The organism is Kitasatospora azatica KCTC 9699 (assembly GCF_000744785.1).
GTDB lineage: Bacteria > Actinomycetota > Actinomycetes > Streptomycetales > Streptomycetaceae > Kitasatospora > Kitasatospora azatica.
The window spans coordinates 4,977,094-5,003,772 of record NZ_JQMO01000003.1; the positions used below are offsets into that span (position 1 = coordinate 4,977,094).

The window sequence follows — 26,679 nt, forward strand, 5'->3', positions numbered from 1 at the left end:
TGGGCGGCCGTCCCGGGGCAGGTCAGTGGTCGGTGGAGCGAGGGGTGTTGTCGGGGTCGGGCTCGGAGCAGACCCGGCGCATCGTCTCGGGGCCGAACTCGGTCTCCAGTGCGTCGAGTTCGGCCATGACGGCATCGAAGCCGGCGGCGTGGGCCTGGTCGATGCGGTGCTCGATCGCGGCGCGGACCGCGGGCGGAACGGTGCTCATGAGTGATTTCTCCTCAGGGGTGTGACGGCGGTTCAGGGGTCAGCCGGCGGCCTGCTGGCCGCGGCGGTTGCGGGCGGCCAGGGACATGGCGCGCCGGGCCGCCGGGGAGAACCGCGGGGTGTCGCCGGTGCGGCGAACCGGCGGCATCCCGCCGTTGCTGCGGCGCCCGTCAACGCTGGACGTGCGGGCAGCACTGCGGGTGGGGGTCACTAGGGATTCGACCTGCGGCTTTTCCGCCTTTTCGACCGGATTCGCCGGGTCCTTGGCGGCGTCCTTCGCCGCGGCCTTCGCGGCCACCCGCGCGGCGATCGACCGGGCCGTGTCGCCGAGCTGGGCGCCCTCGGTGTCGTCCCACGCGCGCTTCCAGGTGGACTCGCTCGGGTGCAGCTCGCCGAGCGCCGCGGCCAGGGCCACCGCACGCTCCCACACGTCCGGCCACTGCACCGACCGGGAGGTCTCACGGGCGGCCAGCTCATCGGCCGCGCGCTCCTCGGCCAGCTTCTTCTCGGCCGCCGCGGCGCCGGCCTTGCGGGCCTCCTCGCGGCGCTGGCGGCGGGTCTTGCGGCCCTCGCGCTTGCGGATGCGGCCGTGCTCGTGGAGGTCCCACACCATCGGGCCGGCCAGCGAGCAGAACGCCCCGCCCAGCCCGGTGCCCAGGCCGAACGCGGCCGAGCCGTGGACGAAGTTCACCAGCGCGGCGAACAGCGCGACCGCGCCGGCCAGCGCCCGGTAGTGCCAGGACGGGCGGTCGTCGTCGATCGCGGCCTCGGCGCCCTTGAGCAGCACCCACGCCAGCCCCTCCAGCACGAGCGGGGCGGCCAGCAGGAACGGTGCCTTGGGCGACCAGAACGCCATCATCTGCAACGGCAGCGAGACGACCACGCAGACCACGGCGATGGTCTTGGCGTACTGGCGCCACTGCGCGGCCGTTCGTGCGGCCTTCTCCCGGGCTGCATCGGCCTCGGCCCGCACCCGGTCGGCCTCGCGCCGCTTGTCGGCGGCGGCCCGGCGGATCTCCTCCGCCTTCGCCTCGTCGGCGGCGATACCCACCGCGGCCTTAGCGGCCTTGGCCTGGTTGGCGATGTTGGCGGCCTCGGTCTTGGCGCGCAGCGCCTCGGCCTCGGCCTGCTCCTTCGCGGCGGGCTTCGCGGCCGCGGTGCGGGTGCGGGCGGTGCGCGGCTGGAGTTCGGAGACGCTCATCGGACCCCCTCGGGCGCCAGTCGGGACGGGTTGAACAGGCGGCCCGCGCGGACCAGCCGGCGCACCTGCCGGCGGCGGCGCGAGCGGGCCACCCGGCGGCTGACGGCCCGCGCGGCGCTGACGGCCAGCAGCACGCCGGCCGCCGCACACACGGCCCGCGGGTGGGCCTCGATCACGGACCCGGCCACGGCCAGCGCGGCCAGGGCGGTGCGGGCGGCGGCGGGGAAGGCGAGGGCGAGCAGCACCAGCGCCCACCCGAAGCGCTTGACGGCGATCACGCGGCCACCCGCCCCGCCATCGCCAGCGCGGCGACGCTCTTCCCGGACCGCGGCGCGCCGCCGATCAGGAGGACCAGGTGGCGCAGCCGGACCGGGGCCGGCGGCAGCGGCTCGGGCTCCACCGGCAGCAGCCCGGCGGCGTAGGCGGCCAGCTCCGGGTCCTCCCGGCGCAGCACCACCAGAATGTCGCGGGCGGCGTCCAGCCGCGCGGCCCGCTCCTCGGCGCCCTCCGGCCCTTCCGGACCGGCGAACAGCTCGGTGTCGACGCCCAGCGCCAACTCCGCGAACTCCTGCTTGGACCAGGCCTGATGGCCTGCGACGATGTCACGCATGGGTCGTGCTCCCTTCACGCAGGACGGCCCTATGCGGCCCCGGTGCACCACCACCGGGGCCGCAGCCGTATCGGAATCGGCACTCAACGAGCAGCCGCGGAAACCCGGCGTGCCGCCCACCCCACGGGGAGAGCGGCACGCCGAGAACCGTGGTCACTGGTGAAGCGACCAGAACGCGAAAGCCTCACCGAGCAACCGCTGGGTGAGGCCACCTATGGGACCTGCTGTCGATCAGGTGCATCGGGGCTCCTTTCGTAGGCCTGAACAGGGAGAATCACTGCATGGAGGGCTCGTGTCCCTCACTCTCCGGCCGTTGCTCGCGGTCACCGGGCCACCTCGCCAGTCGGGCCGAAACCCTGTCCCCTGGCCTTTGCGGACTCGCAGCGTCGTCCGCCTCAGCAGTGGTGCGTTCCCTTGCATCCGGGCAGCCCAAAGAAGGCCTATGGATGTTGGGGTTTTGATCAAGTCCCGGCAGACCGGGCGACGTTCAGCACTGTGGGTCCGCCTTTTGGCGGTCCCAACTGGTGCGCACCAGTAGTCTGGCAACTGGTGCGCACCAGTGTCAAGCACTTCCTGTCGGGCCGTCAGTTCCGGCCCTGAATCCATAGAACGCCGTGCGCCAACGAGCCGGTAGCCAGCAGGGGTTAACCCAGTTCTGTTAACCCCCGGTGAGATGGGAGAACGTGCTGCATGCTGGGGGAGCAGCTATCGCCGCGGCAGAGGTAGGCACATGACGAACCGTCTGCGCGTCGCTCGGGTGGAGCGGGGTTGGTCGCAGGACCGCCTAGTGCGCGCGATTTTGGAGTACGCCCGGGAACATCTCCTGGACGTGGCATCGCAGGCGAGCCTCAAGGTCTACGTCTCGGAGTGGGAGAACGGGCGCCGGTCGGTCTCCGAGACCTACTCGGCGATCCTTCGATCCCTGCTCGGCAAGACCAACGACGAGTTGTTCGGCGAACCAGTGCCGGCTGCCGCGCCGGCGGCGGATGGCTATGACGAGCTGCTCGGCCGCATCGACTCAGCTCGGAGCCTGAGCCTGAGCATGGTGGACACTTTCCTGGCGCAGACCGAGCTGTTGCGGAGCTTCGACCGCCAGATGGGCGCAGCAGGTCTGGTCGATCAGATGCGAGCGCACCTCAGCTCGCTTGAGGACGCGCTCACCTTCGCGGTGCTTCCCGATGCCCGCCGTCCGGTTGCCACTGCTCTGGCTGGCGCAGCGACGCTCGCCGCGTGGCAGGCTCTTGACGTCGGGGCAGTGGAGCGGGCTTGGCGGCACTACGAGTTGGCCAAGCGGGCGGCGAGCGAGGCGGAGTCGCCGATGTACCTGGCTCACGCGATGGCCGAGCAGGCGTATGTGCTCTCCGATGCTGGACGCGCAGAGCTGGCCGTCGACCTGGTTCGAGACGCACAGCGGACGGGAGGCTCGAAGGTCTCCCCGCGGCTTGCCGCCTGGCTCTTCGCCGCGGAAGCCGAACTCTGCGCCAAGGCCGGGTTGGCGGATGACTGCCGGCAGGCCCTCGACCGGGCGGAGGCGGTCCTCCCGCCGGGGGAGGAGGCACGAGACCCGGACATGCTGAGCCTGTTCTTGAACACCAGCCACCTGACGCGGTGGCGCGGTAACGCCTTGGCCATCCTCGGCGAGGACGATGCCGTTGCGGAGCTGTACGCGGCACTGGACCGGATGGATCCTGCCTTCACACGGGCGATGAGCGGGCTTCGCTGCGATCTCGCCCAGGCGCACATGGTGCGCGGTGAAATCGACCAAGCCCGGCAGCACCTCCAGCAGGCCCGCCTCCTGGCGAACCGAACAGGATCGGTTCGCCAGCGGAGGCGGATTGAGCGTCTTACTGATGGGCTGTAGAGCGCTGCTGACGGGTAGCCAGTAGATGCAGCAGGGCCACGAGAGTCCCAGACCCGGCCAGCTCGCCGTTCGCCATCAGCTGCGGAACCTCGGCCAGTGGGATCCAGGCGATCCGGCCGGATTCCTCCGGATCACTGGGGTGGCCGACGCAGATTGCCCCGTGGGCGACGAAGATCTCGTGAGGTGAGTCGATCATGCCGATCATGGGCTGATACGTCACGACGTGCTCGATGTTCTCCGGTCGCCAGCCGGTCTCCTCTTCGATCTCCCGGGCCGCGGCACTCGCAGCGTCCTCCCCGGCGTCCACGATTCCGCCGGGAAGCTCCCAACCGAACTTGCCGGGGACGAACCGGTAGCGCCAGAGCATCAACACCCGCTCCTGATCGTCCACCACAGCGGTGATGGCGACGTGCTGCAAGCGGACCACGTGGTGCTCGAACCGCTCGACCCCGGGAGGCTCGACATCCACCAGGGTGAGCCGGACCCACTCGTTGTCGTACACGGCCCGCTCACCGTGGATCTGCCAGGGCTCCAGCTCCACCAGCGGCTCACTCACGATCTGCCGACCGCTGCGCTCGTCCCCGCTGACGTAGTAGCCACTGCCGTGCTGAGGGGTGATCAGTCCCTCGGCGGCGAGCTTCGACAGTACGAGGCGGATAGTTGTTCGGCCCGCTGCGAGGTCTGCCGCTAGGGTGCGCTCAGACGGGAGCTTGGCGCCGGCGGTCAGCTTGCCGGAACTGATCCAGCCCCGGACCGTCTGCTCGACCTGGTCGGTCTTCCCACCCATGCTCTCGTCTGCCCCTCTGCCTGTGACGACTTCGTCGGACCAGCCTAGGTTGAGAACCATCAGTTGTGGACCCTCTCTGGGCGCCTGGAATCACTGCGCGGTCGGGTCCGCTACCGCCGGGCCGGCGCAGTGCCCTGAATAGCGTCGGCTTATGTCATGACCACGAGCGCTCCTCTGGGTAGGTCGACCTGGCGCGTAGAATCACGCGGCCAGGATTCTCGCTACTCGGTGCTCTCAGGGCTGTGCTGGTCACGGCCTACATGATGCTGCAAGAAGCTCGAATCGACCGAAATACTGCCGGTAAGCCGCCAAGCCCCGCGTTCAAATGAGAGATCGCCCGAGACAGTGAAGGGCAGCCTTTGCTGATAAGCCAGAATGGCCCAGTCGTGATCGGCGCCTGAAAGTGTCATATGGACGAGCCGTTGCTTGCGGTTGACATCAGCAGCAACCGTAACCAGGGCTGTATCTTCGTCGTCATTGGCACTGTCATCTCGGCTCAGCTTCTTCACGGTGCCGACCAGCGTCACATGCCGACGAGGCTCCTCCTGCCTCATTAGCCTTTCGCGCACTGCTGGGAGTTCCGGAAAAATATCGCGATCCATGATGATGGTTGCGAGGCCAACATCAGGGCGAGGTTCTGCTGCCGCCCATTCGAAGGAGAGATCAAGCTGCCGAAGATGTGCTGGTTTGGTCAACTCTTCTAGAGATTCAACCAGTCCCGTGCTAAGGCCTCTGGATCCCGGACTTTCCAAGACGGATTCATCCCACTGCTGCGTCAGTTGCCGAGTTGTTTCGAGCCCTCTGGCAAGAGTCTCCATAACGCGGCGAGGAAACGGTAGGATTCCGTTCAGTTCCCCGGTCTCCTGAGGCTGATCGCCCAGGCGGGAGACGATTGTGAAGATGAAGCTTCCCCGCTTTGTGTGACCGAGGCGCATGCCATCTTCGAGGAAATCGGCCACCGAGCCCGATGTTCGACCCTTTCCGCTTCCTGTCGGATTCTCTGCTGTTTTGGCGGCGGAACGCATCATCTTGTAGAGCGAATCGAGAGCGAGCTCGGCTTGGCGGAACGGAATGGTTCCGTCAAGCATAGCTTGATCAAGGCGCACAAAGAACAGGTCTGCCCGGGTAGCGACAATTTGCTCATAGAGCTTAATGGCGTCCCAGTCGTGGATGCCGCCCAGGGCAAATAGGGTGTCGTTAAATCGCTGTTTGAAATCGACGTAGTCCGTAGCCAGGGGAAGCATGATCCGAGCATCGGATGCGCCATTCCCTCCACGCAGGCGCCAAATCTGCTTAATGCCAGCCTGCGTTGCTTCAAGCTCCCACTGATGTGCCGCCAGAAATTGGGAGACAGCTCGTGGGGTGAGTGCGCTTGCCGCCTCGCGGTAGCTCTCCATGGTTGACCTGCTCACCAGACTCCACCCCCTTCGCCGATCTTCTTCATGATCCCCAAGAGCTGAGGGACATCAAACAGGTTACTCCGTGGAAGCCTGACTGTCTGTGTGTCATTGCCCTCCTTGAAGGGGGGCAACAGTGCGGCCTCCTGCCAGTACATCCGACTGCGAGTCAGCAGGCGACTCTCGTCCATCTCAAGCCAGGTTTCCGGCCCTCCTGGCACTAGAAGCACCATTAGGTACGAGGGGGCCATTCTATTTGGTTGGATTAGCTTTTTATATGTATCCGGCTTCATTGGCCACGCCATGTGATTCTTGCGTAGCAGCTCGGTCCGAGTTGTGCATTTCATCTGAACATTGAACTCTGGGCCGTAATAGAAACCGTAGTCCGCCGCCGACGTGACGGTAATGTCGAGGCCTTCGTAGTCGGTCTCGTGCACCTTGATGGAGCAGCCAGCTGCGTAAGTCACCATACGGAGATATGCGAGGCTGAAGTGCTCCTGTCTGGCGTTCTTGGGCAGGTTGCCGTCCAGCAGCTCTGTCTGCGTGGCGAGCAGCGCGTCATCCTCGTCTTCGCCCATGTCCGGGCCTGGCTCATCCCGCACGGTCTCCGCAACCCCCTCGGCTCTGTGTTCCACACACTAGCGACGGCTGGACGGGCACGTGTACCCCTCGGGTGTGACCGGCTGGAGATGCGCTATGTCGGTGCAACGGGCGACCCTAAGGGGCTGGGCTCTGTACTCTTCGGCTGCCTGTTCTCTCGTGGCAGACAGCGACGGTCACCGCAGCGACATTCTCGTCCGAGTCCCGCATGGATCGAGAGGTGCCGACACCAGGTCCGTGGCGGCCACAGTGTGGAGCTGCTGGGGGCAAGGCAGATCGCAGAACACTGCTTTAACGTCTTGCCCCGCGATCTGGAGGCCAAGTGGCCCGACGCGGCGCCGGGGGGCGGTTCCCACGGCGCCCGTACGGCTGCGGGGGCTGGGCCGCCCTTGGGCCGTGCGAGGGTGGCCAGCACTGCGCATCGCTGACAACTGGTGACCAATAACCGCAGGTCAGCGGAGGGGGTGGCCGAAGTGCTGCTGGTTGCATCGCTGGGGCGCCACTCCTGGTACTACTGGCAGACGCTGATCTGAGGCCGGACGGGTAGCGCGGTCCGGGGCGGGAATAGGCGCAGTGGTGGAAGGAGAACCCACGATGTCGCCTCGAACTCTCCGGACCGCGCTCGGCACGGTCGCACTGCTCGTCCTCGCGGGGTGCTCGTCCTCGACGGGGAGTTCGAGCGGTGCGCCCGCACCGGCGACCTCGCCCGCACCGGCGACCTCGGCACCCGCACCCGCCCCCTCCCCGTCCGCCCCTGGCTCCTCCGCCACGCCCGCGCCCGCACCCAGCCCCACCTCCGCCCGAACCCCTACACCCACCCCCACCCCCACCCCCACGCCCGCGCCGCCCGCCGGACCGTCCGCCTGCAGCACCGCCCAACTCGCCGTCGCCCAGACCAATCCGAGCTTCGGCGCCGGCCAGTACTACGCCACCCTCACCTTCACCAACACCTCCGACCGCCCCTGCACCCTCACCGGCTACCCGGGCGTCTCCTACGTCGCCACCGCCGGCGTCCAGTCCGGCAACCCGGCCCAACGCACCGGCGAGCCCTACAGCACCGTCACCCTCCAGCCCGGCGGCACCGCGGGCGCCACCTTCCACGATGCCAACGGCATCGGGGGCTACGACCCCGCCCAGTGCCAACTCGCCCAGGCGGAGGGCCTGCGGATCTACCCGCCGGGGGAGAAGGCGGCGCTCTTCCTGCCCTGGAAGACGCAGCACTGCGCCGGACCTGACATCCACTCGGCCTCGGTCGGCCCGGTGAAGTGAGCAGCTCTCAGGCCGGACGGGACGCGAGACGCCGCACCCGGCCGAGGGCGCCCGGCGGGAGTTGGGCCACCAGCAGGGCGGCCAGGATCATTGCGCCGCCGATGAGTTGAATGCCCGTCAGCTCCTGGTCCAGGGCCAGCCAGCCGACCGCCGTGGCGACCACGGGGCTGAGCAGGCCGAGGAAGGTGACGTTGGTCGGCGGGAGTTCGCGGATGCCGCGGAACCAGAGCGCGTACGCCAGGGCGGCGCCGATCAGCCCCAGGTAGGCGTAGCCGCCGAGGTTGCGCGCGGTCAGCACGGTCGGCGGCGGCCCCTCGACCAGCAGGGTCACCGGCAGCAGGACCAGCCCGCCCGCGACCAGCTGCCAGCCGGTGGCGGCCAGCACCGGCACGGGGGCAGGCCAGCGCTTGCTGAGCACCACTCCGGTGGCCATCACCAGTGCGCTGGCCAGTGCCGCGAGGATTCCCAGGGAGTCCAGTCGGGTGCCGGACTTCAGGACCAGCAGGCTCACCCCGAGCACCCCCGCCAGTCCGGTCAGTACGGTCCGCGGGGTCAGCCTGGTCCCGAGCAGGCCGGTGGAGAGCAGCGCCACCAGCAGCGGTTGCAGGGCTGCGATGGTGGCGGCGACGCCGCCGGGCAGCCGGTAGGCGGCGATGAAGATGAGCGCCAGGAAGGCGCCGATGTTGAGCGTGCCGAGCAGCAGCGCCCGCCACCACCAGACCCCGGTGGGCAGCCGCCGGGTGATCACGACCAGCAGCAGTCCGGCGGGCAGTGCCCGCAGCAGGGCGGCCAGGAGCGGGCGGTGCGGGGGAAGGAACTCGGTGGTGACGTAGTAGGTGGTGCCCCAGACGCTCGGCGCGAGGGCGGTCAGCAGAATGATCCCGATCCGATTTCTTAGCACTAAGAGAAAGTATCTCAGCGCTAAGAGATTCGCTACCCTGTTTCCATGACACCGCGCGATCCGGACACCGAACCGACCGCCGACCACGTCGACATGGTGCTCGGCCAGTGGGCCCGGCAGCGTCCCGACCTGGACTTCTCGCCAGTGGGGGTGATCGGTCGGCTCAAACGGCTGACCCGGCTGGTGGAGGGCGAGATGCGGAAGACCTTCGCCGCGCACGGCCTGGACACGCCCTCCTTCGACGTCCTCGCCACGCTGCGCCGCAGCGACCCGCCGCACCGGCTCACCCCGGCCCAGCTGATGCAGTCCACGATGGTCACCTCGGGCGCGGTCAGTCAGCGGCTGGACCGGCTGGAGGTCGCAGGCCTGGTCAGCCGCAACCGCAGCGAGGCCGACGCCCGCGTGGTGCACGTGGAGCTCACCGGGAAGGGTCGGGAGCTGATCGACCAGGTGCTGCCCGCCCACATCGCCACCGAGACGCGGCTGCTCGCCGCCCTCGCCCCGGTCGAGCAGACCGCGCTGGCCGACACGCTGCGCACCCTGCTGCTCTCACTGGGGGACTGACCGGGGGGCTGGGCGGGGGCTGGGTAGGAGACTGACCGGGGGACTGGGTGGAGGCCGATTGAGGGGCTGACTTGCAGAAACCGTCCCGTGCGTTGAACGGCGGCCCCGGCCGGCGCGTACCCCCGGGTGCAGCGGCCGGGCGGCCGCCAGTCAACGGACGGAGAAGGACCATGTCAGCCATCCGCCGAGCCGGGATGCTCGCGGCCTCCGGGGCCGCCGTGCTCGCCTTCGCGACCGCCTGCGGTTCCAGCGGCCACTCGAGCAGCTCCAGCCCCACGCCCGCCCCGTCGACCACGGCGCCCGCCACCCCGCAGCCCAGTTCCCCGGCGCAGCCGAGTGCCCCGGCGACGGGGGCCGCCCTCAAGGTGGCCACCGACGCCAAGCTCGGGCAGATCGTCACCGACAGCAACGGCTTCACGCTCTACCGCTTCGACCACGACACCGCGAACACCACGACCTCCGCCTGCACCGGCAGCTGCGCCGAGCTGTGGCCGGCCGCCACCGCGCCCAGCCAGCCCACCGGCAGCGGGGTGAACTCCAGCATGATCGGGACCATCACCCGGGCCGACGGCACCAAGCAGCTCACCCTCAACGGCTGGCCGCTGTACCGCTACGCACCCGACGCCAAGCCCGGCGACACCAAGGGCCAGGGCTTCAGTGGCATCTGGTGGGCGGTGACCCCGACCGGCGGCAAGGCGATGGCGAGCAGCACCTCCCCGTCCACGGTGCCGAGCACCCCCAGCAGCCCGTCGAGCGGCAACGGCTACGGATACTGACGGTGCGTCAGGGAAGGGTGACTCGACCGGGAGGCACAGGTGCGCCAGGATGGTCTTGTGACCGATGAACCCCGCGGCGGCGACGCGGCCGATACGGACGAGGAGCTGATGCGGGCCCTCTACCGGGATCACGCGGGCCCGCTCTTCGGATTCGTGCTGCACCTGGTCGGCGGCGACCGGCAGCGCGCCGAGGACGTGGTCCAGGAGACCCTGGTACGCGCCTGGCGGCACGCGGACCGGCTGGACGCCCAGGGCGGGTCGCTGCGCCCCTGGCTGGTCACGGTGGCGCGCCGGATCGTCATCGACAGTCACCGGCGCAGCGCCGCCCGCCCACCGGAGACCGACCCCGGGCCGCTCGAACTGCTCCCCGCCGAGGACGAGCTCGACCGGGCGCTGCGGATGATGGCGATCACCGACGCACTGGGCGCACTCACCCAGGCGCATCGGGAGGTCGTCGTGGAGACCTACCTCAAGGGCCGTTCGGTCGCCGAGGCGGCGGCCGAACTGGGCATCCCGGAAGGTACGGTGAAATCGCGGGTGTTCTACGCGCTGCGCTCGCTGCGGGTCGCACTGGAGGAAAGAGGGGTGACGTCGTGACAAGCTCGCGGGTCCCACCTGACCCCCAGGAACAGTCGGACCGGCACCTGGACGCCGGCGCCTACGTCCTCGGGCTGCTCGACGAGCCGGACCGGACGGCCTTCGAGGAGCACTTGGCCGGCTGCTCGCGCTGCCGGCGCGAAGTGGACCAACTCGGCGGGTTGGAACCGCTGCTCGCCGAGTACGCGGCCAGCGGTGCGGAGCCGGTGGAACCCAGTCCCCGGCTGCTGGACGCACTGCTGGACGAGGTCGCCGCCACCCGCCGGCGTGGGCGGGTGCGGCGACGCTGGCTGGTCGCCGTGGCGGCGGCGCTGGTCCTCGGCGGACCGGCCGTGACGGCGGCCGTGATGGAGGCGAGCCCCGCGCCCGCCCCACCGGCGGCGGTCGCCGTGGTCAGCCACGGCGCCACCGGGCCGACCGGTGCGAACGCCACCATCGGTGTGGCCCCGAAGGCCTGGGGCAGCGCGATCACCCTCACGCTGGGCGGCGTGACCGGCCCGCGCAGCTGTGACCTGGTGGCCGTCTCCACCACGGGCGCACAGCAGACGGTCACCAGCTGGACCGTGCCCGACGCCGGCTACACCGTGCGTGGCAACACGGTGCCACAGCTGACCACCGCAGGCGGCGTGGGCTTCCAGCCGGGCGAGATCAGCCACTTCGAGGTACGCGACCTGGCCACCGGCCAGATCCTGGTCTCGGTGCCCGTGACCTAGCACAGCCGGTGTCAGCGGAGGCTGGGAGCAGTGTCAGTGGAGGCTGGCAGCCTGGTGGCATGACTGCCCTCACCGGCGCCATCGCCGCCTACTGGAACGCCGCCGCCCCCGCCTTCGACCAGGAACCCGACCACGGTCTGCGCGCCGCCGCCACCCGCGCCGCCTGGGCCGCGCGACTGGCCGGTTGGCTGCCCGCCGCCCCGTCCGAGGTGCTGGACCTCGGGTGCGGCACCGGCTCGCTCACCCTGCTCGCCGCCGAGGCGGGCCACCGGGTGACCGGCGTGGACTGCGCGGAGGCCATGGTCGAGCAGGCGCGCGCCAAGCTGGCCGCCGCCGGTCACGGCGACGCGGTCCTGCTGGTCGGCGACGCCGCCCGGCCGCCGGTCGCCGCCGCCGCGTTCGACGTGGTGCTGGTCCGGCACCTGCTCTGGACGCTGCCCGACCCGCACGCCGCGCTGCGGGCCTGGACCGAACGGCTGCGCCCGGGCGGTCGCCTGGTGCTGGTCGAGGGCCGCTGGCGACAGCCCGCCGAGCCGGTCGCGTACGTACCGGGCGCCGACAAGCTGCCCTGGAGCGGTGGCGTCGGCGCCGAGGCGCTGGCCGAGGCGGTCGGCGAACTCGGCCTGACCGCACGGGTGGAGCAACTCGCCACCGAGCCCGAGCTGTGGGGGCACCCGGTGGACGACGAGCGCTACGCCCTGGTCGCCGAGCGCGGCTGAGACATCCCCGACACTGCGGCAGGGTTGCTGACCAGGTGTCCCGGCACCTACGGTGGTGGACGCCGTGGTGTTCGGGAAGACCGGTGACGGACCTTCAGGGGTCCCAGACCGGAGCGGCCCTCGCCACTGTGATCGGGGAGTTCTCCCACCGCCACCGCCGTGCTCACGGCGGCGGCCACTGGGCGCGGCAGCGTCCGGGAAGGCCGGGTGGGCAGGACGTTCGACCCGTAAGCCAGGAGACCGGCCACGGCACCGCACGACTACTGTCCACGAGGTGCTGGAGAGGCTGCCCCTTCCCATGGCCATGCCCAGAACAACCGCTGTTCCGATCGCCGCGAAGCCGATCACCCGCTTCGAACGCAAGGACTGGATCCGCACCGGCGGCCTGCTCGGGGTGATCGCGGGGATGCACATCGTCGCCTTCGGCGTCCTGGTGATGATGGTGGCGCCGCACCACTACACCGTCGGGACCCAGGTCTTCGGTGTCGGCCTGGGGGTCACCACCTACACCCTGGGGATGCGGCACGCCTTCGACGCCGACCACATCGCCGCGATCGACAACACCACCCGCAAGCTGATGGCCGAGGGCAAGCGCCCGGTCTCGGTCGGCTTCTGGTTCGCCCTCGGCCACTCCTCGATGGTGGTCATCATGGCCGCCCTGGTCGGCGGCGGGGCACAGCTGGCGACCAGTCTGATGGACGACAACTCCCGCACCCACAAGGTGCTCTCGGTGGCCGGTACCACGGTCTCCGGCAGCTTCCTGTACCTGATCGCGGCGCTCAACCTGGTTGCGCTGGCCGGCATCTACCGGGTCTTCAGAGCGATGCGGGCCGGGCAGTTCGACGAGCACGAGCTGGAGAAGCACCTGGACAACCGGGGCTTCATGAACCGGATCCTGGGTCGGCTGACCAAGTCGATCAGCCGGCCGGGCCAGATGTTCCCGATCGGGATGCTCTTCGGCCTCGGCTTCGACACCGCCACCGAGGTCACCCTGATGGTGATGGCCGGCTCCGGCGCGGCCTCCGGGCTGCCCTGGTACGCGATCCTCTGCATGCCGCTGCTGTTCGCCTGCGGGATGAGCCTGTTCGACACGCTGGACGGCACCTTCATGAACTTCGCCTACCAGTGGGCGTTCGCGAACCCCGTCCGCAAGGTCTTCTACAACCTGACCATCACCGGGCTGTCCATCGCGGTGGCCTTCTTCATCGGCACCATCGAGCTGGTCACCGTGCTGCACGACCAGTTGGACCTGGGCGACCCGGTCACCGACTGGATCTCCTCGATCAGCCTGAACAGCGCCGGCTACATCATCACCGGGCTCTTCATCGGAGTCTGGGCCTGCGCACTCGGCTACTGGCGCTTCGCCAAGGTCGAACAGCGCTGGTCCGTCCGCTAGTCGGCACGAACCAGTTGACCCGAAGGGGGGCGTCCGGTGGTCCGGGCGCCCCCCTTCGGTGTGTCACCAGTCGCGGGTCACCGGTCCTCGAGGTCGCCCTCGGCCTCCAGGAACGCCGCCTGCAGCTCGGCCAGCAGCTCCGGGTCCGGCTCGGCCCACAGGCCACGCTCGGCCGCCTCCAGCAGCCGCTCGCTGATCCCGTGCAGCGCCCAGGGGTTGGCGTCGGTGAGGAACTCGCGGTTGACCGGGTCCAGCACGTACTCCTGGGTCAGTCGCTCGTACATCCAGTCCGCGACCACGCCGGTGGTGGCGTCGTAGCCGAACAGGTAGTCGACGGTGGCGGCCATCTCGAAGGCGCCCTTGTAGCCGTGCCGGCGCATCGCCTCCAGCCAGCGCGGGTTGACCACCCGGGCCCGGAAGACCCGGGCCGCCTCCTCGGTCAGGGTGCGGGTGCGCACCGTCTCCGGGCGGGTCGAGTCGCCGATGTAGGCGGCCGGCGCCGAGCCGGTCAGCGCCCGGACGGTGGCCACCATGCCGCCGTGGTACTGGAAGTAGTCGTCGGAGTCGGCGATGTCGTGCTCGCGGGTGTCGGTGTTCTTCGCGGCCACCGTGATCCGCTTGTACGCCGTCTCCATCTCCTCGCGGGCCGGCCGCCCGTCCAGCCCACGGCCGTAGGCGTAGCCGCCCCAGACCGTGTAGACCTCGGCCAGGTCGGCGTCGGTGCGCCAGTCCCGACTGTCGATCAGCTGCAGCAGACCGGCCCCGTAGGTCCCCGGCCGCGAGCCGAACACCCGGACGGTGGCGCGCCGTTCGTCGCCGTGCTCGGCCAGGTCGGCCTGCACGTGGGCCCGGACGAAGTTGTCCTCGGCGGGCTCCTCCTGCTGCGCGGCCAGCCGCACCGCGTCGTCCAGCAGCGCCACCACGTGCGGGAAGGCGTCCCGGAAGAAGCCGGAGATCCGCAGCGTCACGTCGATCCGGGGGCGGCCGAGTTCGGCGAGCGGGATCGGCTCCAGGCCGGTCACCCGGCGGGAGGCGTCGTCCCAGACCGGGCGGACGCCGAGCAGCGCGAAGGCCTCGGCGATGTCGTCACCGGCGGTGCGCATCGCGCTGGTGCCCCAGAGCGAGAGGCCGACCGAGGGCGGGAAAGCGCCGTCGTTGTCCGCCTGGTAGCGCTCCACCAGCGAGGCCGCCAGCGCCTGCCCGGTCTCCCAGGCCAGCCGCGAGGGCACCGCCTTGGGGTCCACCGAGTAGAAGTTGCGCCCGGTCGGCAGCACGTTGACCAGCCCGCGCAGCGGGGAGCCGGACGGCCCGGCCGGCACGAAACCGCCCTTGAGCGCGTGCACCACGGCGTCCAACTCGTCGGTGGTGGCGGCGAGTCGGGGCACCACCTGGCGGGCGGCGAAGTCCAGCACCTCGGCGACGGCGGCCGGCAGGCCCTCGGCCACCTTGGCGACGGCCTCCGGCGCCCAGTCGGCCGCCTCCATCGCCTCGACCAGCTCGCGCGCCCTGGCTTCGGCCGCGTCGGTCGCACCCAGGGTGAGTGCCGCCTCGTCCAGGCCCAGCGCCTCCCGCAGACCCGGCAACGCGCTGACGCCGCCCCAGATCTGACGCGCCCTCAGGATCGACAGCACCAGGTTGACCCGGTCCTGGCCGGCCGGTGCCTGGCCCAACACGTGCAGGCCGTCACGGATCTGAGCGTCCTTCACCTCGCAGAGCCAGCCGTCGACATGGAGCAGGAAGTCGTCGAACCCGTCGTCCTCCGGCCGCTCGTCCAGGCCGAGGTCGTGGTCGAGACGGGCCGCCTGGATCAGGGTCCAGATCTGCGCCCGGATGGCCGGCAGCTTGGCCGGGTCCATCGCGGCGATGTTGGAGTGCTCGTCCAACAGCTGCTCCAGGCGCGCGATGTCCCCGTAGGAGTCGGCCCGGGCCATCGGCGGGACCAGGTGGTCCACCAGGGTGGCGTGCGCCCGGCGCTTGGCCTGGGTGCCCTCGCCCGGGTCGTTGACCAGGAACGGGTAGATCAGCGGCAGGTCGCCGAGTGCCGCGTCCGGCCCGCAGTCGGCGGAGAGCGCGGCCGTCTTGCCCGGCAGCCACTCCAGGTTGCCGTGCTTGCCCAGGTGTACGACGGCGTCGGCGCCGAAGCCGCCGTCCGCCTGCGCGGCCGCGATCCAGCGGTAGGCGGCCAGGTAGTGGTGGCTGGGCGGCAGGTCGGGGTCGTGGTAGATGGCCACCGGGTTGGCGCCGAAGCCGCGCGGCGGCTGCACCAGCACCAGCAGGTTGCCGGCGCGCAGGGCGGCCAGGATGATGTCGCCCTCCGGGTTGCGGCTGCGGTCCAGGTACAGCTCGCCCGGCGCCGGACCCCAGTGCTGCTCGACCCGCTCGCGCAGCGAGGCCGGCAGCGTCGCGTACCAGCGGCGGTAGTCGGCGGCCGGGATCCGGACCGGGTTGCGGGCCAACTGGTCCTCGGTCAGCCAGTCCTGGTCGTAGCCGCCGGCCTCGATCAGCGCCTTGATCAGCGCGTCGCCCTCGTGCTCGCCCGCCACGGGCTCCATGCCGGGGAACCCGTCCCCGAGCTCCCAGCCCTCCTCGCGCAGCCGGCGCAGCAGGCGGGCCGCACTCGCGGGGGTGTCCAGACCGACCGCGTTGCCGACCCGGGCGTGCTTGGTCGGGTACGCCGACAGCACCAGCGCCAACCGCCGTTCGCCGGCCGGGATGTGGCGCAGCCGGGCGTGCCGCACCGCGATCCCCGCGACCCGGGCGGAGCGCTCGGGGTCGGCGACGTAGACCGTCAGCCCGTCCTGGTCCAGTTCCTTGAAGGAGAACGGGACGGTGATCAGTCGCCCGTCGAACTCCGGCACCGCGACCTGGGTGGCGGTGTCCAGCGGGGAGAGCCCGTCGTCGCTGCCCTCCCACTGCTCGCGCGACCAGGTGAGGCAGAGCGCCTGCAGGATCGGCCGGTCGAGGGCGGCGAGTGCGCCCGCGTCCCAGGCCTCCTCGTCGCCGCCGGCCTGCGCGTCGGCGGGGCGGGTGCCGCCGGCCGCCAGCACCGTGGTCACGATCGCGTCGGCGCGGCCGAGTTCGGCCAGCAGCTCGGCGGGGGCGCCGCGCAGCGAGGAGCAGTAGAAGGGGCGGGCCTGGCCGCCGGCGTCCTCGATCGCCGCGCACAGGGTGTCCACGAAGGCCGTGTTGCCGCTCATGTGGTGCGCGCGGTAGTACAGCACCGCGACGGACGGACCCTCGGTGCGGCGGGGCTCCCGCTCCAGCGGACCCCAGTCCGGGGCCGAGGCCGGCGGTGCGAAGCCGTGACCGGTGAGCAGCACGGTGTCGGAGAGGAAGGCGCCGAGCTCGGCCAGGTTGGCCGGGCCGCCGTGCGCGAGGTAGGCGTGCGCCTCGGCCGCCAGGCCCGCCGGGACCGTGGACAGCTCCATCAGCTGGGCGTCCGGCGCCTGCTCGCCGCTGAGCACGACGACCGGGCGCGGCCCCGCCAGCAGCGCGTCCAGGCCCTCCTCCCAGGCCCGACGCCCACCGAGCAGCCGGACCACCACCAGGTCGGTGCCCTCGACCAGCTCGGGCAGGTCCTCCGGCCGCAGCCGGGCCGGGTTCCCCAGCCGGTAGCCGACCGGGCCGGTACTGGCCCGGGCCGACAACAGGTCGGTGTCGGAGGTGGAGAGCAGCAGGATCATGCGGCGGCCTTCCTCGGGGTCCGCGCCCCGGGCTGGTGAAAAGGACGGCAAGGAGTTCCTGGCTCCCACGGTTGTCGAGCCGTGGTCACAGTGGCGGGACCGCACCGGCTTCGCACCGGTTTCCTCCCCTGCGCCGTCACTGGCGTGAGCGCGCCGGCCGGCCCGCCCGGCGTCATCCTAACGGGCCGGATGCACCCGATATAGCCGCGATACAGCCGCGATACAGGTCCTCGGCAGTCTCTTCCGCAACGGGCCACCAGCCGGAGGCAGGTGACCGACAGTCTCGACCCGACAGTCTCGACAGGGGATGGTGGACATGCGTGGATTCATGCGGAAGCTCGCGGTGGGCGCGGCGCTGGCGGTGGTCGGTGGCGGTCTGACCTTCGCCTCGGCCGGCCCGGCCGCGGCCGGCGGCTGGGGCTGCTCCGGCAGCGAGGTCAGCGGCTCCCCCTATGCGGTCACCAGCAGCTCGGGCAGCACCGTGTACAGCAACGTGCACCTCTACTACGACTCCGCCACCGGCAACAACTGCGCGGTCAACGTGAAGGCGGGCAGCCTCTACGGGATCTCCAGCTACGTGGACGTCACCCTCGAGGAGTGCGCCCAGGACTCGGGCAGCAGCTGCACCACCGTCGCCATCTCCGCCGACCCGGGCGGCGCCAGCCCGCTCTACAAGTACTACGCGGGCCCGGTGAGCGTCCCCGGCCGGGGCCACTGCATCAGGCTCTTCGCCGAGACCGACAACGCGAACAGCACCGACGACGGGACCATCTACCTCGGGCCGTTCCACTGCTGACGTGCTGCGATCAGCCCGGGATGAGCGCGTCCCACTGATCCCGGCTCGGGCCGTCGTGGGTCGGCGAGAAGTCCGGGCGGGCAGCCAGCCAGGCGCCCGACGACGTACTAGGGTCGCGCGCATGACTGAGCCCTCCTATCTGGCCGAGCTTCGCGAGTCGTACGACACCGTCGCCGGCGACTACGTCAAGCTCGTCAACTCCCCAGCCGCGATCGACCCGTTGGGACGCGCGATGCTGGCCACGTTCGCCGAACTGGTCCGGGCAGCCGACCTCGGGCCGGTAGCCGATCTGGGCTGCGGGCCGGGCCGTGTGACGGCGCACCTGGCGGATCTGGGGGTGTCGGTGTTCGGCATCGACCTGTCGCCGGAGATGATCGGGCTGGCCCGACAGGCGTACCCGGAGCTGCGGTTCGCGGTCGGATCGATGACCGCGCTCGAGCTCGGGGACGAGGAGCTCGGCGGGATCCTCGCCTACTACTCCACCCATCACACTCCGCCGCAGTGGCTGCCGGTGGTGTTCGCCGAGTTCGCCCGCACGCTCGCGCCCGGCGGCTGGCTGATGCTGGGAGGCTACGTCGGGGATGACGAGCAGGTGCGTTTCACCGAGGCGTACGGACACCCGGTGTCGTACGGGTCGTACCTCCTGCCGTTGGAGCGGATCGCCGAGCTGCTCGGCGGAGCCGGGCTCGTGGTCACCGCGCGGTTGCTGCAGGAGCCGGCGGAAGGGATGAAGAGGCGGCACGCCTGCCTGCTGGCCCGCAAACCGTAGGACGCCGGGACCGACGGCCCCGACGGGCGGGGCCCGTGGCGTTGCCACGAGCCCCGTCGCTGGTCAGGAGTCCTGGTCGGGGACGGACCAGCCGCCGGGCTTGTCGAAGCCGGTGTGGGACTCGGTGATCGAGAAGTCCGGGCCGATGATGCCGGCCTTGGCGACCACGTCGAGGTAGGCCTGGGCCGGGGCGCCGTTCTTGTGCAGGTAGAAGGCGTCCTTGTCCGTGAAGGTCTCCAGGAAGACGAAGCGGGTCGGGTCCTGGGGGTCCGGCACGGCGTGGAAGCCGAGGGTGCCGGGCTCGCCGGTGAGCGAGCCGTAGCCGTCGGCCTCCGCGATCTTGAGGAACTCGTCGCGGTACTGGGCCGTCACGTTGGTGAAGACGGCTGCGACGGTGTAGACGCTGCCGGCGTCGCCGCGCGGGGTGGCGAACCGGCCGTCGCCCCTGGTGGCCGGCAGGTTGTAGTTGGCCACCAGGTTGTTCGGGCCGGTGGCGCCGTCTCTGCTCGCGGCGGCGCGCAACTCCCGCTCGTAGCTGCCCTGCTGGTGCCGCTGGTAGGCGGCCTCGCTGAGGAAGGTCGAGGCGATCAGGACCCGGTCCGGGTGCTCCGGGTCGGGCACCACGTGCGCGCTCTCGGTGCCCGGCTCGTGCTTGAGCGCGTCGTAGCCGGCGTCCTGGGCGGCCGCGATGAAGCGGTCCCTGGTGGCGGCCGGGATGTGCTCCCAGGTGGTGATGGAGACGAAGGAGAGCACGCCCTCGTCCTGGTTGGCCGCGACACGCGGCGCGCCGCGCTCGGCGCCGGCGGCGCCGGCGGTCTGCGCGCCGGCCAGCAGGGCGGCCGTGAGGGCCACCGGGAGCAGGGCGGTACGGAGTTTCATGGTGTTCCCCGTTCTCGAGTTCTCTGGTTCTCTGGTGCGATTCGGTTTCGCCGGCCGTGCGGGCATGGCGCATCGAGCCGCGGCTGCCCGTGCGTTGACGGGAAGCCGGGCGGCAGGGAGATGCGGTGCGGGAGGCCGGACCCCGGGGCGTGCGCTGTGCGGCTCACCTGAAGGGGCTCACCGTGCTCGGGGCGGGTCTGAGCACGGCGAGCCGCCGCAGGGCAGGCGCGGGTTCCGTGGCGTCGCGAGGTACGGCGACGGGGCGGAACGGAGCGTTGCGTGGCGGGGGAGCGCCGGAGAGAGAAGCGCTGCGTGCCGGGCGGCCTGCGGCAAGGGCAGGCGGGCGGCAGGGGAAGAGTCGCAGCGCGCACGAGCGTGCGAAGGTGCCGGAGAGAGGGCACCGGGTGCGCGGACGATCAGCCGCGCGGGGGCGGGCCGGATGATTGGGGCCCGTGCTGGAGCTGAGGTTGGTTCAGCTGCGTCGGTTCAGCTGGGTCGGTTCAGCTGGGTCGGTTCAGGTGGGTCGGTTCGGCTGGGTCGGCTCAGGCCTGCTGGGTGGGCATGACCACGACCTGGGAAAGGTTGATGTGCTTGGGCAGCCCCACGGTGTACGCGATCAGCTCCGCGATGTCCCGGTCGGAGAGCACGTCGATCGACTTGATCAGCCCTTCCAGCCACTCCTTGGACGGCGCGTCGTCCACGTGCGAGATCAGCTCGGTGTCCACCACGCCCGGCTCGAAGGCGGTGACGCGGATCCCCTTCGGGCCGAACTCGGTCCGCAGGTTGCGCGAGAGGTGGCTGACCGCCGCCTTGGTCGCGCAGTACAGGGCGAAGTTCGGCGCGACGGCGGTGGCGCCGATGGAGGAGATGTTGACCACGTCCGCCGGGCGCCCGGCCCGGGCGGCCTCGGCCAGCTGCGGCTCGAAGACGTGGATGGTGCGGACCAGCCCGGTGAGGTTGGTGCTGATCATGCGGTCCCACTCGTGGGCGCGGCCCAGGTCGAAGGGCGAGGTGAGCATCGACCCGGCCCCCGTCACCACCAGGTCCACGGTGCCCAGCGGCGCCACCTGCTCGACGGCGGCGGCCATCGACCGCTCGTCGGTGACGTCCGCCGGCACGACCAGCGCCTCTCCACCGGCCTCGGCGATCTGCGCGGCCACCGCCTCCAGCCGGTCCTGGCGCCGGGCCAGCAGCGCGACCTTCGCCCCCTGCTCGGCCAGCACTCGCGCGGTCGCGGCACCGATACCGCTTGCCGCACCGGTGACCACGGCGACCCGGCCGGTCAAGGCTTCAGACATATCGACAATCCAATTCTGCCAAGGATGATGACTACCCGCTGGAAACCACGGGGGTACTCGGCAGCTGACTCGGCGTCAGAGCGGAACGCTCGACCGTCATCGGTGCCCCGTTCCCCCGTGAACGGACACTCTGTATGACTCACGATGACCGTATGAGCTCGTATAGGTCGGGTCAAGCGCTACCCATCCTGGAACTTAACGCTATAAGACATCGATTGCCCCAGTCCTCACTACCGCCCCACTCGCCGCACCAGTCTCCGGCGCACTCCGGCGCTCGCCGGTCGGGGAAGAAGGCGAAGAAGGCGGTGCGGCGGCCGGACCGGCGGGCCGAGACGTGGATCACGCCTGATGCGGGGCATACGCGCGGTCAGATCATCGGTATGCTCGCGGCCATGTCACCCTCACCCGCCGCCTTCGAGCCTGCCCCGATCCGGGCCGGGCGGGGACGGGACGACGCCTGTCCGGGGGCGCTGCGGCTGCACCAGGCCGACGACGGCGCGCTGGCCCGGGTGCGGGTGCCCGGTGGGTTGCTGTCGCCGGATCAGGCGCACGCGCTGGCTCGGGCGGCCACCGAGCTGGGGGACGGTCAGCTGGAGGCCACCTCGCGCGGGAACGTGCAGCTGCGCGGGCTGGCCACGGACTGCGGGGGAGAGCTGGCGGCGCGGCTGCGCGACGCCGGCCTGCTTCCTTCGGACACCCACGACCGGGTGCGCAACATCGTCGCTTCGCCGCTGGCCGGGCTCGACGGCAGCGGGCCCGACCTGCGGCCGTGGGTGCGCGAGCTGGACGAGCTGTTGCAGGGCAGCGCCACGGCCCGCGGGCTCTCCGGGCGCTTCCTCTTCGCCCTGGACGGCGGACGCGGCGACGTCGCCTCGCTGGACGCCGATGTGACCTTGATCGCTCGGCCCGACGGGACTGCCTTGCTGCGCCTCGGTCGAGCCGGGAACGCCGCCGAGGTGACGGACGGCCCGCACGCCGCCCTGCGCGCCGCCGAGGAGTTCCTCGCGCTCGCCGACGGCGCCTGGCGGGTCCGCGAGGTCGACCCCACGGGCGAGCGCATCACCGCGGCGCTCGGCCTGACCCCGCGTCCGCTCCCCGCCTTCCCCGGCACCCGCCCCACCGTCGGCCCGCACCCCGGCGCCCTCGGCGTCGGCCTGCGCTTCGGCCGCGCCACCGCCGCCCAGTGGCGGCTGCTCGCCGACACCGCGCGCGAGGAGCTGCGGGTCACTCCCTGGCGCACCGTCGTCCTGCCGGGCGTCGAGCGGGCGGCCGACCTCGCCGCCGCCGGCCTGCGCACCGACCCCGCCTCGCCGTGGGAGCAGGCCACCGCCTGCACCGGCGCGCCGGGCTGCGCCAAGTCGCTGGCCGACGTGCGGGCCGACGCCGCCGCAGCCCTGGACGCCACCACCGAGTTCGGCGGACTTCCCGTGCACTGGTCGGGCTGCGAGCGCCGCTGCGGCCACCCGAGCGGGGAGTGGGTGGACGTGCTGGCCACCGCGAACGGCACCTATCGAGTAGCCCAAACACCGGACACCGCAACAGAAGTGACGAACCAACAAACAGCGGCAGCGGTCGCCGCCGCTCGGAGGACCACGTGATCGAGTACGAGAAGGACGGCGCGGCGATCTACCGCGAGTCCTTTGCCACCATCCGCGCCGAGGCGGACCTCGCCGGGCTGCCGGCCGACGTGGCCCAGGTCGCGGTGCGGATGATCCACGCCTGCGGGATGACCGACCTGGTCGCCGACCTGCTGTGGACCCCGAACGTGGTGGCCGACGCGCGGGCCGCGCTGCGGGCCGGTGCCCCGATCCTGTGCGACGTCTCGATGGTGGCGAGCGGGGTGACCCGGAAGCGACTGCCGGCCGACAACGAGGTGGTCTGCACGCTCTCCGACCCGCGGGTGCTGGGCCTGGCCGCCGAGCTCGGCACCACCCGCAGCGCCGCCGCCATGGAGCTGTGGCACGACAAGCTGGAGGGCTCGGTGGTGGCCGTCGGCAACGCGCCGACCTCGCTCTTCCGACTGCTGGAGATGATCGAGGCGGGTGCGCCGCGCCCGGCCGCGGTGATCGGCGTGCCGGTGGGCTTCATCGGTGCGGCCGAGTCCAAGCAAGCGCTTGCTCAGCACCCGTCCGGCCTGCAGCACATCGTGGTGAGCGGCCGTCGCGGCGGCAGCGCGATCGCCGCCGCCGCGCTCAACGCGATTGCGAGTGAGGTCGAATGACCGGCCGGCTGTACGGAGTCGGCCTCGGCCCCGGTGACCCCTCGCTGCTCACCGTCCGCGCCGCCGAGCTGATCGGCAAGGCCGACGTGATCGCCTACCACAGTGCCCGGCACGGCCGTTCGATCGCCCGTTCCATCGCCGAGCGGTATCTGACGGGCGGTCAGATCGAGGAGAAGCTGGTCTACCCGATCACCGTGGAGACCACCGACCACCCGGGCGGCTACCGGGGCGCGCTGGAGGACTTCTACGAGGAGGCCTCGGCCCGACTGGCCGCCCACCTGGACGCCGGCCGTGACGTGGCGGTGCTCGCCGAGGGCGACCCGCTGTTCTACGGCTCGTACCAGCACATGCACAAGCGCCTGGCGCACCGCTACCCGACCGAGGTGGTGCCCGGCGTGACCTCGGTCAGCGCCGCCGCCGCCCGGCTCGGCACGCCGCTGGTCGAGGCCGAGGAGGTGCTGACGATCATCCCGGGCACGCTGCCCGAGGAGGAGTTGACGGCCCGACTGGCCGCCACCGACTCCGCCGTCATCATGAAGCTCGGCCGCACCTTCCCGACCGTGCGCCGCGCCCTGGAGCGAGCAGGCCGGTTGGACGAGGCCCGGTACGTCGAGCGCGCCACCATGGACGGGGAGCGGACCGCCCCGCTGGCCGAGGTGGACCCGGAGAGCGTCCCTTACTTCTCGGTGGCCGTGCTGCCCAGCCGGCTCAACCAGCCCAAGCCCGAGCCGGTCCGCGGCGAGGTGGTGGTGATCGGCACCGGTCCCGCCGGGCCGCTCTGGCTGACCCCCGAGGCGCGCGGCGAACTCGCCAACGCCACCGACCTGGTGGGCTACACCACCTACCTGGACCGGGTGCCGGTCCGGGCCGGCCAGCTGCGGCACGGCTCGGACAACAAGGTCGAGGCCGAGCGGGCCGAGTTCGCGCTCGACCTGGCCCGGCGCGGCCGCCGGGTCGCGGTGGTCTCCTCCGGGGACCCGGGCGTCTTCGCGATGGCCACCGCGGTTCTGGAGGCGGCGAGCGCCGAACCGTACCGCGAGGTGCCGGTGCGGATCCTGCCAGGGATGACCGCCGCACACGCCGCCGCCTCCCGGGCCGGCGCGCCGCTCGGCCACGACTACGCGGTGGTCTCGCTCTCCGACCGGCTCAAGCCCTGGGCCGTGGTCGCCGACCGGCTGCGCGCGGCCGCCGCCGCCGACCTGGTACTCGCGCTCTACAACCCCGGATCGCGCAGCCGCACCACCCAGGTCGGCCTGACCCGCGACCTGCTGCTCGAATACCGCGCTCCGGACACCCCGGTGGTGCTGGCCCGTGACGTCGGCGGCCCGACCGAGCGGGTGCGGACGGTCCGGCTCGGCGAGCTCGACCCGACCGAGGTGGACATGCGGACCATCCTGCTGATCGGCTCCTCGCAGACCCAGGCGGTGCAGCGCGGCGACGGCACCGAGGTGGTCTGGACGCCGCGCCGCTACCCGGACACGAACCGGTAGCGCCGAGCCCGGCCGGGTGGGGGTCCGGTCGGGCTCGCGCCACGCTCACCCGCACAAGGAAGGCTGGGAGTGCCCGAGCCGGCACCGCTCAGGGCGGTTCCGACCCGAGCACCCGCGTCCTCAGCCCGGGGAAGGGGCTCAGGAAGTCCGGCCGTCGAGGCGACCGGCTGCCGTCCCCCGCGCGGCAGCCGGCCGTGCCACGTGCGGTCGCGGCAGAAACCGGCCCGACCGACGTCGACACCTGAGACAGTACGTGCCGAAGATCCGCCCCGGTACCTCATCCGTGCACCCCCGGTCGCCCGCCGACCCTCACCGCTGCACACGGTGCACGACCGTCCGTTGCTACTGCGTCGCGCCAGGAGGGGAGTGGTGGCCGATGGGCCAGCACAGCGAGTTGGACCAGTACGCCCGTCGGCTCGACGATCTGCTGGGCCAGCTCCGGGTGCAGTCCGGCCGTCCCGAGGGCCCGGACCGGGTGGTCTCCTGGTTGGCCCGGGCCCTGGACGCCGACCTCAGACTGACCCTCACGGCCGCCGCAGACACCGACGTTGACGCCGCCGCAGACGTCGCCGCTGATGGCCAGGCGGCGCCGCCCGAGGTCGAACTGCCCGAGGTCGAACTGCCCGCGGCCCAGCGGCTCTTCCCGATCGGCCGACCCGCCCGCGCCGTGCTCGCACTGCGCCGCCCGGCGCCGCTCAGCGTCGCCGAGGCCCGGTTGGTCGGCCACGCCGAGACGGTGCTGGACCGGCTGCTGGAGGCCCGCGAGTCGGCCGCCGAGCGGGCCAGGCTGCGGGAGGTCTCGGCCTCGCTCCGGGTGGCCGCCTTCCAGCTGCTGATGGGCGGTCAGACCACGCTGGCCCGGCGGACCGCCGCCCCGCTGGCCCCCGGCGTGCTGACCCTCGACACCGCCAGGATCTACCTGGTCGACTGCGCCGGCAGTGACCGCGACGAGACCGCCCAACTGCTGGGCGAGGTGCTCGCCGGGAGCGCGCTGGTGATCCGCTGTCCGGCGCACGAGACCCAGCTGATCGTGCTGACCCCGCTCGGACCGCGCACCCCGCTGGACGAGTCCGGCTGGTGCCCGACCGGCCTGGCGCTGCGCCGGGCGCTCGTCGACCGCCTCGACCACCACCTCGGAGGCAGCACCACCGTCGAGCTGAGCCGCACCGCCGACGCCTACCGCGAGGCGTACAACGCGCTGGCCGTGGCCCGCCGACTGCCCCAGCGGTACGCCCTCTACCAGGAGCAGACCCCGCTGGCCCAGCTGCTCGAGGACCCCGCGCGCGGCTGGGCCGAGGAACTGCTGCAGCCGGTCCTCGCGCTGCCCCGCGAGCAGCGCGAGGAGGTGATCGAGACCACCCGCCTGGCACTCGCCTTCAGCCACGCGCAGACCGGCCGGATGCTGGACGTGCACCGCAACACGGTGGCCCGGCGGATCGAACGCGGCGTCAAGGCGCTCGGCCTGGACTGGGGATCGTTCCGGGACCGGGCGCTGCTGGACCTCGCGCTGCAGCTGCTGGCCCGCCCGCCGGCCGCCGCGACACCGGTGCCGGCCGGCAGCGCGCCGCCCCCGCCGCCCCCGCTGGCGGCGGTGCTCGGTGGCGAGGCCGCCCGCGCCTGGGCCCAGGCCTTCCTGGCGCCGCTCGCCGAGGACCGTCGGCCGTTGCTGCGCACCCTGGCCGGCTGGGTGACGGCCGGGGCCAACGCGCGTGACACCCGGGCCGCGCTCGGTCTGCACCACCAGACCGTGCTGGACCACCTGCGTACCGCCGAGCGGCTGCTGCAGCGCGAGCTGACGGCGGGTCGCAGCGGGGCGTACGAGCTCGCCTGGGCGCTGTGGATCAGCGGCGCCGCGACGGCGTCGACAGGCTGACGCCGACGCCATCGGCGGACCGAGCCCGGCGCCCCCGGCGGGCTGATCCCGACGCCGTTGGCGGGCCGAGCT

At 71.6% G+C, this 26,679-nt stretch carries 25 protein-coding genes and 2 riboswitches; of the genes, 14 read left to right on the forward strand and 11 right to left on the reverse strand.

Annotation, left to right across the window (positions count from 1 at the left end; translation table 11 throughout):
- Positions 1-22 precede the first annotated feature (22 nt).
- From BR98_RS32810 to BR98_RS36800, 4 genes are read right to left on the reverse strand one after another with little or no spacing between them, the layout of a single operon-like run.
- Positions 23-208, reverse strand: a complete 186-nt coding sequence (locus tag BR98_RS32810; RefSeq protein WP_035850669.1) for a hypothetical protein — start codon at positions 206-208, stop codon at positions 23-25.
- Positions 209-247: 39 nt separating this feature from the next.
- The gene (locus BR98_RS32815; RefSeq protein WP_035850671.1) at positions 248-1,408 is read right to left on the reverse strand and encodes a hypothetical protein; all 1,161 of its coding nucleotides are present in this window, start codon (positions 1,406-1,408) and stop codon (positions 248-250) included.
- Positions 1,405-1,686, reverse strand: coding sequence for a hypothetical protein (locus BR98_RS32820; protein ID WP_035850673.1), 282 nt, complete (start codon positions 1,684-1,686; stop codon positions 1,405-1,407). Before BR98_RS32820 ends, BR98_RS32815 begins: the two co-directional genes overlap by 4 nt.
- Complete coding sequence (locus BR98_RS36800; RefSeq protein WP_051970652.1) at positions 1,683-2,018, reverse strand: hypothetical protein; 336 nt, start codon at positions 2,016-2,018, stop codon at positions 1,683-1,685. The genes BR98_RS32820 and BR98_RS36800 overlap by 4 nt, the downstream gene beginning before the upstream one ends.
- 730 nt (positions 2,019-2,748) lie before the next feature.
- On the opposite strand from BR98_RS36800, the gene BR98_RS32830 reads away from it, so the two are divergent.
- Positions 2,749-3,879 (forward strand): helix-turn-helix domain-containing protein, encoded by a 1,131-nt coding sequence (locus tag BR98_RS32830; RefSeq protein WP_035850676.1) that lies wholly within the window; start codon positions 2,749-2,751, stop codon positions 3,877-3,879.
- On the opposite strand, the gene BR98_RS32835 is transcribed toward BR98_RS32830, so the two are convergent.
- From BR98_RS32835 to BR98_RS32845, 3 genes are all read right to left on the reverse strand, one after another.
- Positions 3,863-4,666 (reverse strand): NUDIX domain-containing protein, encoded by an 804-nt coding sequence (locus tag BR98_RS32835; RefSeq protein ID WP_083977266.1) that lies wholly within the window; start codon positions 4,664-4,666, stop codon positions 3,863-3,865. The two genes, BR98_RS32830 and BR98_RS32835, sit on opposite strands and share 17 nt — an antisense overlap.
- A 221-nt stretch (positions 4,667-4,887) precedes the next feature.
- The gene (locus BR98_RS38600; protein WP_083977739.1) at positions 4,888-6,063 is read right to left on the reverse strand and encodes a hypothetical protein; all 1,176 of its coding nucleotides are present in this window, start codon (positions 6,061-6,063) and stop codon (positions 4,888-4,890) included.
- Positions 6,064-6,074: 11 nt separating this feature from the next.
- Positions 6,075-6,641, reverse strand: coding sequence for a DUF4365 domain-containing protein (locus tag BR98_RS32845; RefSeq protein ID WP_035850678.1), 567 nt, complete (start codon positions 6,639-6,641; stop codon positions 6,075-6,077).
- Between the two features lie 616 nt (positions 6,642-7,257).
- Here BR98_RS32845 and BR98_RS32850 point away from each other — a divergent pair.
- On the forward strand, positions 7,258-7,932 hold the full coding sequence (locus tag BR98_RS32850) for a DUF4232 domain-containing protein (RefSeq protein ID WP_051970655.1): 675 nt from the start codon (positions 7,258-7,260) through the stop codon (positions 7,930-7,932).
- Between the two features lie 7 nt (positions 7,933-7,939).
- On the opposite strand, the gene BR98_RS32855 is transcribed toward BR98_RS32850, so the two are convergent.
- Entirely contained in the window at positions 7,940-8,833 is an 894-nt protein-coding gene (locus BR98_RS32855) for an EamA family transporter (RefSeq protein ID WP_051970658.1), read from the reverse strand.
- 45 nt (positions 8,834-8,878) lie between these two features.
- Between BR98_RS32855 and BR98_RS32860 the strand changes: the two genes are divergently transcribed.
- From BR98_RS32860 to nicT, 6 genes are all read left to right on the forward strand, one after another.
- Positions 8,879-9,397 (forward strand): MarR family winged helix-turn-helix transcriptional regulator, encoded by a 519-nt coding sequence (locus BR98_RS32860; protein ID WP_035850680.1) that lies wholly within the window; start codon positions 8,879-8,881, stop codon positions 9,395-9,397.
- Positions 9,398-9,567: 170 nt separating this feature from the next.
- The gene (locus BR98_RS32865) at positions 9,568-10,173 is read left to right on the forward strand and encodes a hypothetical protein (RefSeq protein ID WP_157538024.1); all 606 of its coding nucleotides are present in this window, start codon (positions 9,568-9,570) and stop codon (positions 10,171-10,173) included.
- Between the two features lie 39 nt (positions 10,174-10,212).
- Positions 10,213-10,770: a sigma-70 family RNA polymerase sigma factor gene (locus tag BR98_RS32870; protein WP_063774875.1), complete on the forward strand. Its 558-nt coding sequence runs from the start codon at positions 10,213-10,215 to the stop codon at positions 10,768-10,770.
- Positions 10,767-11,483, forward strand: coding sequence for a zf-HC2 domain-containing protein (locus tag BR98_RS32875; protein ID WP_051970662.1), 717 nt, complete (start codon positions 10,767-10,769; stop codon positions 11,481-11,483). The genes BR98_RS32870 and BR98_RS32875 overlap by 4 nt, the downstream gene beginning before the upstream one ends.
- A gap of 59 nt (positions 11,484-11,542) precedes the next feature.
- Entirely contained in the window at positions 11,543-12,202 is a 660-nt protein-coding gene (locus tag BR98_RS32880; protein WP_035850684.1) for a class I SAM-dependent methyltransferase, read from the forward strand.
- A 48-nt stretch (positions 12,203-12,250) separates the two neighbouring features.
- Positions 12,251-12,465, forward strand: a riboswitch (cobalamin riboswitch).
- A gap of 41 nt (positions 12,466-12,506) precedes the next feature.
- On the forward strand, positions 12,507-13,598 hold the full coding sequence (gene nicT, locus BR98_RS32885) for a Nickel transporter NicT (protein ID WP_407639522.1): 1,092 nt from the start codon (positions 12,507-12,509) through the stop codon (positions 13,596-13,598).
- Positions 13,599-13,675: 77 nt separating this feature from the next.
- Here nicT and cobN read toward each other — a convergent pair whose 3' ends face one another.
- Positions 13,676-17,281: a cobaltochelatase subunit CobN gene (gene cobN, locus BR98_RS32890; protein WP_035850687.1), complete on the reverse strand. Its 3,606-nt coding sequence runs from the start codon at positions 17,279-17,281 to the stop codon at positions 13,676-13,678.
- Positions 17,282-17,314: 33 nt separating this feature from the next.
- Positions 17,315-17,462: riboswitch (cobalamin riboswitch) on the reverse strand.
- Between the two features lie 135 nt (positions 17,463-17,597).
- On the opposite strand from cobN, the gene BR98_RS32895 reads away from it, so the two are divergent.
- On the forward strand, positions 17,598-18,077 hold the full coding sequence (locus BR98_RS32895) for a hypothetical protein (protein ID WP_157538025.1): 480 nt from the start codon (positions 17,598-17,600) through the stop codon (positions 18,075-18,077).
- 121 nt (positions 18,078-18,198) lie between these two features.
- Positions 18,199-18,846 carry a class I SAM-dependent methyltransferase gene (locus BR98_RS32900; RefSeq protein WP_035850700.1) on the forward strand — a complete coding sequence of 216 codons (648 nt, stop codon included), beginning with the start codon at positions 18,199-18,201 and terminating at the stop codon, positions 18,844-18,846.
- Positions 18,847-18,909: 63 nt separating this feature from the next.
- Here the strand turns inward: BR98_RS32900 and BR98_RS32905 are convergent, their stop codons facing one another.
- Positions 18,910-19,725: a putative quinol monooxygenase gene (locus tag BR98_RS32905; protein ID WP_035850703.1), complete on the reverse strand. Its 816-nt coding sequence runs from the start codon at positions 19,723-19,725 to the stop codon at positions 18,910-18,912.
- Between the two features lie 542 nt (positions 19,726-20,267).
- Complete coding sequence (locus BR98_RS32910; protein WP_035850706.1) at positions 20,268-21,023, reverse strand: SDR family oxidoreductase; 756 nt, start codon at positions 21,021-21,023, stop codon at positions 20,268-20,270.
- A 380-nt stretch (positions 21,024-21,403) separates the two neighbouring features.
- On the opposite strand from BR98_RS32910, the gene cobG reads away from it, so the two are divergent.
- The 4 genes from cobG (at position 21,404) to BR98_RS32930 (ending at position 26,607) form a co-directional block, all read left to right on the forward strand.
- Positions 21,404-22,621: a precorrin-3B synthase gene (gene cobG, locus BR98_RS32915; protein ID WP_035850708.1), complete on the forward strand. Its 1,218-nt coding sequence runs from the start codon at positions 21,404-21,406 to the stop codon at positions 22,619-22,621.
- The gene (locus BR98_RS32920) at positions 22,618-23,244 is read left to right on the forward strand and encodes a precorrin-8X methylmutase (RefSeq protein ID WP_035850710.1); all 627 of its coding nucleotides are present in this window, start codon (positions 22,618-22,620) and stop codon (positions 23,242-23,244) included. The genes cobG and BR98_RS32920 overlap by 4 nt, the downstream gene beginning before the upstream one ends.
- On the forward strand, positions 23,241-24,734 hold the full coding sequence (locus BR98_RS32925; RefSeq protein WP_035850713.1) for a precorrin-2 C(20)-methyltransferase: 1,494 nt from the start codon (positions 23,241-23,243) through the stop codon (positions 24,732-24,734). The genes BR98_RS32920 and BR98_RS32925 overlap by 4 nt, the downstream gene beginning before the upstream one ends.
- Before the next feature lie 376 nt (positions 24,735-25,110).
- Positions 25,111-26,607 carry a helix-turn-helix domain-containing protein gene (locus BR98_RS32930; protein ID WP_051970668.1) on the forward strand — a complete coding sequence of 499 codons (1,497 nt, stop codon included), beginning with the start codon at positions 25,111-25,113 and terminating at the stop codon, positions 26,605-26,607.
- Positions 26,608-26,679 lie beyond the last annotated feature (72 nt).